The organism is Halomonas colorata (assembly GCF_014897985.1).
In the GTDB taxonomy this organism is placed as follows: Bacteria; Pseudomonadota; Gammaproteobacteria; order Pseudomonadales; family Halomonadaceae; genus Vreelandella; species Vreelandella colorata.
On sequence record NZ_JABUZA010000077.1, the window covers coordinates 1 to 6,201 of the forward strand.

The window sequence follows — 6,201 nt, forward strand, 5'->3', positions numbered from 1 at the left end:
AATATCCTCAGTCTTGCGCTCGGGCATGAGCGTCCAGAAGTGGGAATCCCCGTCCTTTAGGGCGGGGAGGATGTCAATCATGCTGTGACTAGCTCTTCATCAACAACCTCTACTTTCAGTACAAGGTGTGCGCTCGCAGTAAGCTTCACCAGGGCATCAAGGCTAAAGGCGCTTACCTTGCCCGCCAGGAGGTTGTTCAGACGTGGCTGAGTGGTCCCCAGGCGCTTCGCCGCTTCTTTTTGGCTGAGATCCCAAGAGCGAACACGCTCCACCAGCTTTCTCATTAGCTGAGACCTTAGCCGCATGTTCACTGCCTCTTGCGGGGTATCTTCCAGCGCATCCCAAATATCGTCAAAGCATTCGTTAGCCATAAAAACCTACCTTACTGGACGGTTTGTTGCTTCCTATTGGTTTACTTTTTTAAAATTCAAGATAATTGTCCACGTCGTCCAGTGAGTGGGTGGCTTCATCGCCGCGGCGCAGGCGCTCCAGCGTCTGCTCTGCTAGATAGGTGTCCTCGAGGTCTTCCAGATGCTCTAGGATCGCTTCGCGCGCATAAGGTGGGGCGTAGTCGTCTGGTGGTGTCTGCATTGCCGCACCCTCCTCTTCTGGTCCTTTTACCGATACGGATAATCTTGAATTCCAGGAGCGGAATCACTCCTGGAAGAGGTCTGAATGGCTGCCGGTACGGGCCAAATGTAGCTCGTCGCCCTCTACGCGATACAGCAGCAACCAATCGGGTTCGATATGGGCATCTCGGTAGCCCTTCCAATTCCCCCGTAACGGGTGATCCTGGTAGGCATCCGGCAAGAGAGCTTGCTCGAGCAGCAGGCCCAGCAAGCGCCGCAGCTTGTCCATGTCCTTGCCGCGCTTCTGGACCCGCTTTACATCGCGTTTGAACTGGCTGGAACGGACTGGGGTCAGCATCAGATGCCCAGGTCCTCGAACAGCGCATCCGCGCTATCAAAGCGCTTGCCCTTGCCGGCGTCCAGCTCGTCCAGAGCCTTGGCCGTGGAGGCGTTTGGCACCTGGACAGCGAACGGCAGGCGCTTCTCGTCGGCGATCCGCAGCATCAGCAGGCGGATGGCATCGGATACGGACAACCCCATGGCCTCCAGGGCAGCGGTGGCGCGTTCTTTGGTTTCGCTATCGATGCGGGCTCGAACGACGGTATCAGCACTCATGGTGTCCCCCACTTCTTCTCTGTAGCTACAATGTAGCCACAATATAGCAGATCAGGGGGCGTCGTCAACTGGAGGCGCTCTACCTGGCTGAGCTGCGCTGTTCCCCGCTCATAAAATTTCGTGCGCACGAAATAATTAATAGGCGCAATTATCAGTTAACGCGAAAAACCTCGTACTTCTAGTGCGAGGATGGATAGCGTGGGACGCGAAGCGTCCCCTATTCTGGCCTTGTCTGCTGCTCAATGTATTGCTTGACGACGCTCAGCGGTGCTCCGCCGACACTTCCCGCAAAATAGCTGGGACTCCATAACGCATTTTTCCTGTAGGCCGGTTGTACCAATTCAGGGTGCAGTAGTTTCATTCGTCTACTCGAAACGCCTTTCAGGCTATTTACTAGCCTTGAAATCGCCACCTTGGGCGGGTAGTTCACCAGCAAGTGGACATGATCGGTTTCACCAGGTTTTGTGGCATGGGGATGTCTGGTTTTGTGGCATGTAGTACAGCCGCTACAAAACACGGCTGTCTGGTGACTACATTCTGATTTTGCCGATGGCACTGGATTTTTTAGGCGTGTTATCCCGCTTATTATCTGCTACTGACGGCTCTGTTGAGGCATCCGCCTCCACACTTGTATCTGCTCTTCCTTCTTGGGCTCCCACCTCAACCCCGCCTTCCTCTTTTATGCTTGCCACACCAGGATCAACGGGCTCTTTGACGATAGCATGTGCCTGCGGGTTTTGTGATGGGCGGGTCGACAGCCCTTGATTATCAGCATGGCGAGCCCAGCGTGAAATATCATTGAGTAATGCCCCCGCCGACGCAAGGGCTTTTACCCGACTGGAAACATTACCGTTTGGAATGGCTGCCAGGTCGCGGTACAGCTCGGGATAATTGTAGAAATTGACGGTCAATTTTAGCGGCATGGAAGATTCTGTCTCGTCTCCGTCGCTATCCTCCACGTCCTCACTGACGATACTGCTATAGTGCCTTTCGGCGAGTGAATGCAATCGCTCACTGTCAACGGCAATGCCCCCCATTTCCCGCATCAAACAGCATAGGTTAGCGAGATTGCGCAGACGCTCCGCACGGTATTTATTAGGGACAGACATAAGTTCTCTGTACAGATCACCATCGCGGCGGCGGTACAGCATGATGTTGATGACAAGCGGCTGTGATTGCTGAAAGTCGTGCATCGCGGATTCTCCAATGATTATAAAGCTGGCGGTAATCAGTGCTACCACCAGCTGTAATGCCAATAAACGCTATCGTGCGGCCCAGCCGTGATAGCCCCGAGCGATGGACAGCACTGGATCAGAAGGCTGGATAATCTCGCAATGTGAGAAAATTCGCCGCGCTTCAGGTTCGAAAAATGCCCCACCGCCCCCTGCAACCACAACAGTATCAAGTACCGTATTTCGCATACTACCCGCAATTTCGCTTATAGCAGCCTGAGAGATTTCCAATGCGCTTTGTTGGATGTAAGGTTGGATGTCTATTTTCTGTCCTGCATAGCGTACTATGTGCAAATTTGCGCGTATTAAACTTTCAATTTTTTCAGGCTTGAGGCTCTTACCTGGTGCCGCTCCGTAGTCTGCACTGACCAATTCAGCCACTCTATCAATAATCCGAGACGTTGCTAAAAGGGTTGTACCGGACAACTCAGCATTTAACTCCCCTTCTTCAAACACTACAAAGTCAGTGCTATAAAAGCCAGGGTCAATGATGATAACACTGCCTTCTGTTAACGCCTCTACGGTATCTTGATCGTCGTTACTTTCAGCGTAGTGAATAGCATCTAAAAATGCACCGCCTGGTTGTGGAATGACCTCAACTTCATCCACGGTTACGGTTCTCTTTTTAGCAACTTGATGCTCCCCTGCCATCATCTTTTTAATATCGTTTTTTAATTCTTCGTTCTGCCAATGCGTGACCGGCAACCCCGTCACTAAGCGATCTATCTGGCGATCATTTGTATATAATAACGCAGCATGGAAAAGTGCCTTATACTGCGTCGTTTTAATGTAGTTTTCCGTTATATCGCGTGAGCTACCCAACACTTTACCTGGTGCAATACCAGCGGCATATTCAACGCCATCTACCATAACAATGGTGGTATCAACATCACCGCCGGTAATGCCTTTAATCTGCCGATTGAATTGATCGAGGCGCGACACCCCTACAGGAAAGATGGACTCCTGATGCCCTTCATCGCCGCCTGAGTAAACCAGCTTGGTGTTGCTATAGCCGATATCCAGCCCTACGTTCGTACCCATTCAGACCTCCACGTTTCACTGTTGAACCGCTAAATCGAAGCGCAAGTCACTTCGCTTTAGAGAGTTTATTTTAAACTTTTAGGTTTGTAAAAATCAGTATTGCATCCATTGAGAAATGCTTCAACCCTCTCATTACTTTTTCACTTCCCACCAATATTGGGGGGAAGTGAAGAAATTTAGTAATCTCCCACCAGTAATGGGGGGAAGTGAAGAAATTTAGTAATCTCCCACCAGTAATGGGGGGAAGTGAAGAAATTTAGTAATCTCCCACCAGTAATGGGGGGAAGTGAAGAAATTTAGTAATCTCCCACCAGTAATGGGGGGAAGTGAAGAAATTTAGTAATCTCCCACCAGTAATGGGGGGAAGTGGCAAATTTTGCTCACCTCCCCCCAGTTGGGGGGAGAATTAAAAAAAATTGGCTATTTTTCCTATTTTCTGTTTCACCTTCCACCAGTAAGTAATATCCTGTGGGGAGCGAGGGTTTCCCCCAGGGTAATTTCATGGGGAGCGTCTGTTAGATATTGAGGCTTTGGAGGGCTATCTGGATGTCAGAATATGGTGGTAGCAGCAGTTCAAGTAATTATTCGCTTGACCATTTGCATACGTTGCTTGCTGTGAACGACGAGGCAGAAGCCGAGCGTTCGGGTATTGATTTGGCTGAAGTATCTGCCGCGCTGTCGGATGCAGCCGATGGAATGCTTGAAGAAATTGAGCGGTCGATTTATCTGGCAGCCTTGGACTCACGCACGATGGCTGACTTATTTTGGGAAGAAAAAATGGAGCGTTTTGCAGCAGGTGATCCAGGTAAGCTCGGTATCCGTGTTCGCGTTAATCGAGGAACCTTGGAAGTCGCCTATTTCCGTGATGCGTTTGTTCGAAACTCTGACTCGATGCGCAAAGGTAAAACTTACTACGCTAAACATATTAAACGGTCTGGTAAGCATCATTATAACGCCCGAGACTTTAATGGGGCTGAAAGTTGGGAGCGAGAATTAGTTGCGGCGCACGAAAAAGACCATGCCAAAAATCGAAAAATTTTTTATGAGTTATCAAAAGCGCGAACAGCGTTGAAGGAGGTCAAAAAGGTAATTGAGTCGCATAGAAAGTAGATAGTCTAATAAGTTATTTATTCATGACTCAAACACCTCTGCTGGTGAAATTTCTCTTTTTAAACCATGCCGCCGAATAATTTGATAATATTCGTTAGGCTTATCCTCTTTCACATTCAAGTGGTCTTAATTTCGTGTGCAGGCATACACAGAACACCGTCACAATGCTTTCCTTTTAAAATAAAAATTGCAAAAGCCTGTTTCAAAAAAGCGGCTTTCATAAATCTATAAAGAGCAGAATAGCTTTATATAACTTTTGATTGATTTTAATCCATATTCTACTTTTAAGCACTTATATACTTCAGTGCATAAAAGCTGCAAAAAAGCATTTATAAGCTATTATGCCACATAACAAACTAAAAGGTTTATAGCGTATGTTATGGTTTATTTAAGCCTTGAGGGTGGGCTGAAGCTAATTCACCAGAAATCCGCCCCTCAGCGCCTTGGTCGGTTTTTCGGGATGCGTAGAATCCAAAGGACACCCGACATCGAGACAAGGAGAGCACTGTGCTCACATTAGTAACCGCTGATAAGTCTGAAAACGCATTGTCACGGCTTGAAGAAGAACAGCAGATATTGGCTGACGATATCGCTATGGCATTTTTTAACCTGACGCCCGACATCACTGAGGATGCTGACTGTGGCGACGTTGCGCACGAAGCAGCAGCATTCTTTGCTGACGCCGGTATGCCCAAGGAGCTGTTCTTTGGCGAGCTACATACCAACGAAACGGGCGAAAACGTGATCATCGTGCCGCATTACTGGCTGGAGGTGCCGCTGCAAACAACGCGGATTATCGTCGATCTGACACTGCCTTTCTGGCTGACTGATCCTGTTGCCGACACGACGGATTTCGACATTCCAACCGTGCTCATCAAGCGCCTGAGCGACGAGCGAGGACGAAAATACATGGGTGAGCGCATCGAGTTTCCCGATCTTGTAGGTGAAGCCGATAGCTCGGCTATTGCGTTGTATCCGCAGTGCCGATTTTGCGATGGCCTTGTCCGTCATTACCATCGTCTAAAGTAAGGGTTTCGAGATGGAGACACAGGCTCGACAGAGGCACTTGCTTGCGTTTCTGGATCGGTACGGCGTTGACTCTCCTGCATTGCAGTACGCGACCTCGCTTCTTTTGGACGCCCCGAAACTATCCCTGCTGTGTCCGATTCTCCGTCCATCGAAAGTGTTGCGCTATTTGGCCTGGACGACGACGAATGGGAAGACGCGGTGCGAGCTGCCCGTCTTCAGCGCAAACTGGATCAGCTGTCTTCGCAGTTTCCGCTTACGCTGCTTTCGGATTCGGTTGTCGATGCCGATAGTGGTCGGATACAGCTTTGGGGCCGCCAGGTGCTACGCCCATCGGTGCTAGAAGATCAGCTGGGTATGTCTATCGCCACATCCGATTGGCAGATCGTGATGGATGCTTTGCAACTGCTCCCGTCTTCCTGGTCGATGGTGCTGGAAATTTCTCGGGGGGCGGCTTAATTTCGCACCGGCTTGGTCAAGCGCAAAAGTTGGTTAAGCTACTAGGGAAATCAACGTAACGAGGAAAATCTGGTCAATTACCTCCGGCTGAAGCCGGAGGCTTGTAAAAGCAAGCCCGGTTGACCAGGGAAAGCGGTAGCCAACCCGCT

Annotated in this window: 10 protein-coding genes; 3 read left to right on the forward strand and 7 right to left on the reverse strand. The window is 49.7% G+C overall.

Features of this window, described 5'->3' with window-relative positions:
- Nucleotides 1-77: 77 nt before the first annotated feature.
- The 7 genes from INT33_RS20520 to INT33_RS20550 all read right to left on the reverse strand — a co-directional run bounded on the left by INT33_RS20520 (nucleotide 78) and on the right by INT33_RS20550 (nucleotide 3,457).
- The gene (locus tag INT33_RS20520) at nucleotides 78-371 is read right to left on the reverse strand and encodes a helix-turn-helix domain-containing protein (RefSeq protein ID WP_193061155.1); all 294 of its coding nucleotides are present in this window, start codon (nucleotides 369-371) and stop codon (nucleotides 78-80) included.
- Nucleotides 372-420: 49 nt separating this feature from the next.
- A complete protein-coding gene (gene relB, locus INT33_RS20525; protein WP_225736367.1) occupies nucleotides 421-591 on the reverse strand; it encodes a type II toxin-antitoxin system RelB family antitoxin in 171 nt (56 codons plus the stop codon).
- A gap of 63 nt (nucleotides 592-654) precedes the next feature.
- Nucleotides 655-927: a type II toxin-antitoxin system YafQ family toxin gene (locus INT33_RS20530; protein WP_192539861.1), complete on the reverse strand. Its 273-nt coding sequence runs from the start codon at nucleotides 925-927 to the stop codon at nucleotides 655-657.
- Nucleotides 927-1,184, reverse strand: coding sequence for a type II toxin-antitoxin system RelB/DinJ family antitoxin (locus tag INT33_RS20535; protein ID WP_192539860.1), 258 nt, complete (start codon nucleotides 1,182-1,184; stop codon nucleotides 927-929). The genes INT33_RS20530 and INT33_RS20535 overlap by 1 nt, the downstream gene beginning before the upstream one ends.
- 217 nt (nucleotides 1,185-1,401) lie before the next feature.
- Complete coding sequence (tnpA, locus tag INT33_RS20540; protein ID WP_318782791.1) at nucleotides 1,402-1,701, reverse strand: IS200/IS605 family transposase; 300 nt, start codon at nucleotides 1,699-1,701, stop codon at nucleotides 1,402-1,404.
- Between the two features lie 13 nt (nucleotides 1,702-1,714).
- Entirely contained in the window at nucleotides 1,715-2,377 is a 663-nt protein-coding gene (locus INT33_RS20545) for a hypothetical protein (protein WP_192539862.1), read from the reverse strand.
- Nucleotides 2,378-2,446: 69 nt separating this feature from the next.
- The gene (locus tag INT33_RS20550) at nucleotides 2,447-3,457 is read right to left on the reverse strand and encodes a ParM/StbA family protein (RefSeq protein WP_192539863.1); all 1,011 of its coding nucleotides are present in this window, start codon (nucleotides 3,455-3,457) and stop codon (nucleotides 2,447-2,449) included.
- Nucleotides 3,458-4,003: 546 nt separating this feature from the next.
- On the opposite strand from INT33_RS20550, the gene mobI reads away from it, so the two are divergent.
- The 3 genes from mobI to INT33_RS20565 all read left to right on the forward strand — a co-directional run bounded on the left by mobI (nucleotide 4,004) and on the right by INT33_RS20565 (nucleotide 6,052).
- Nucleotides 4,004-4,567 (forward strand): conjugative transfer protein MobI(A/C), encoded by a 564-nt coding sequence (gene mobI / locus INT33_RS20555; RefSeq protein ID WP_192539864.1) that lies wholly within the window; start codon nucleotides 4,004-4,006, stop codon nucleotides 4,565-4,567.
- Nucleotides 4,568-5,074: 507 nt separating this feature from the next.
- Complete coding sequence (locus INT33_RS20560; protein ID WP_192539865.1) at nucleotides 5,075-5,596, forward strand: hypothetical protein; 522 nt, start codon at nucleotides 5,075-5,077, stop codon at nucleotides 5,594-5,596.
- Between the two features lie 129 nt (nucleotides 5,597-5,725).
- Entirely contained in the window at nucleotides 5,726-6,052 is a 327-nt protein-coding gene (locus INT33_RS20565) for a hypothetical protein (RefSeq protein WP_193061154.1), read from the forward strand.
- Nucleotides 6,053-6,201: the final 149 nt, after the last annotated feature.

Bases quoted from the DNA above. Each gene is read 5' to 3' on its own strand.
- relB (WP_225736367.1), bottom strand. From the start codon at position 591: ATGCAGACACCACCAGACGACTACGCCCCACCTTATGCGCGCGAAGCG.
- INT33_RS20535 (WP_192539860.1), bottom strand. From the start codon at position 1,184: ATGAGTGCTGATACCGTCGTTCGAGCCCGCATCGATAGCGAAACCAAA.
- INT33_RS20545 (WP_192539862.1), bottom strand. From the start codon at position 2,377: ATGCACGACTTTCAGCAATCACAGCCGCTTGTCATCAACATCATGCTG.
- mobI (WP_192539864.1), top strand. From the start codon at position 4,004: ATGTCAGAATATGGTGGTAGCAGCAGTTCAAGTAATTATTCGCTTGAC.
- INT33_RS20550 (WP_192539863.1), bottom strand. From the start codon at position 3,457: ATGGGTACGAACGTAGGGCTGGATATCGGCTATAGCAACACCAAGCTG.
- INT33_RS20530 (WP_192539861.1), bottom strand. From the start codon at position 927: ATGCTGACCCCAGTCCGTTCCAGCCAGTTCAAACGCGATGTAAAGCGG.
- INT33_RS20520 (WP_193061155.1), bottom strand. From the start codon at position 371: ATGGCTAACGAATGCTTTGACGATATTTGGGATGCGCTGGAAGATACC.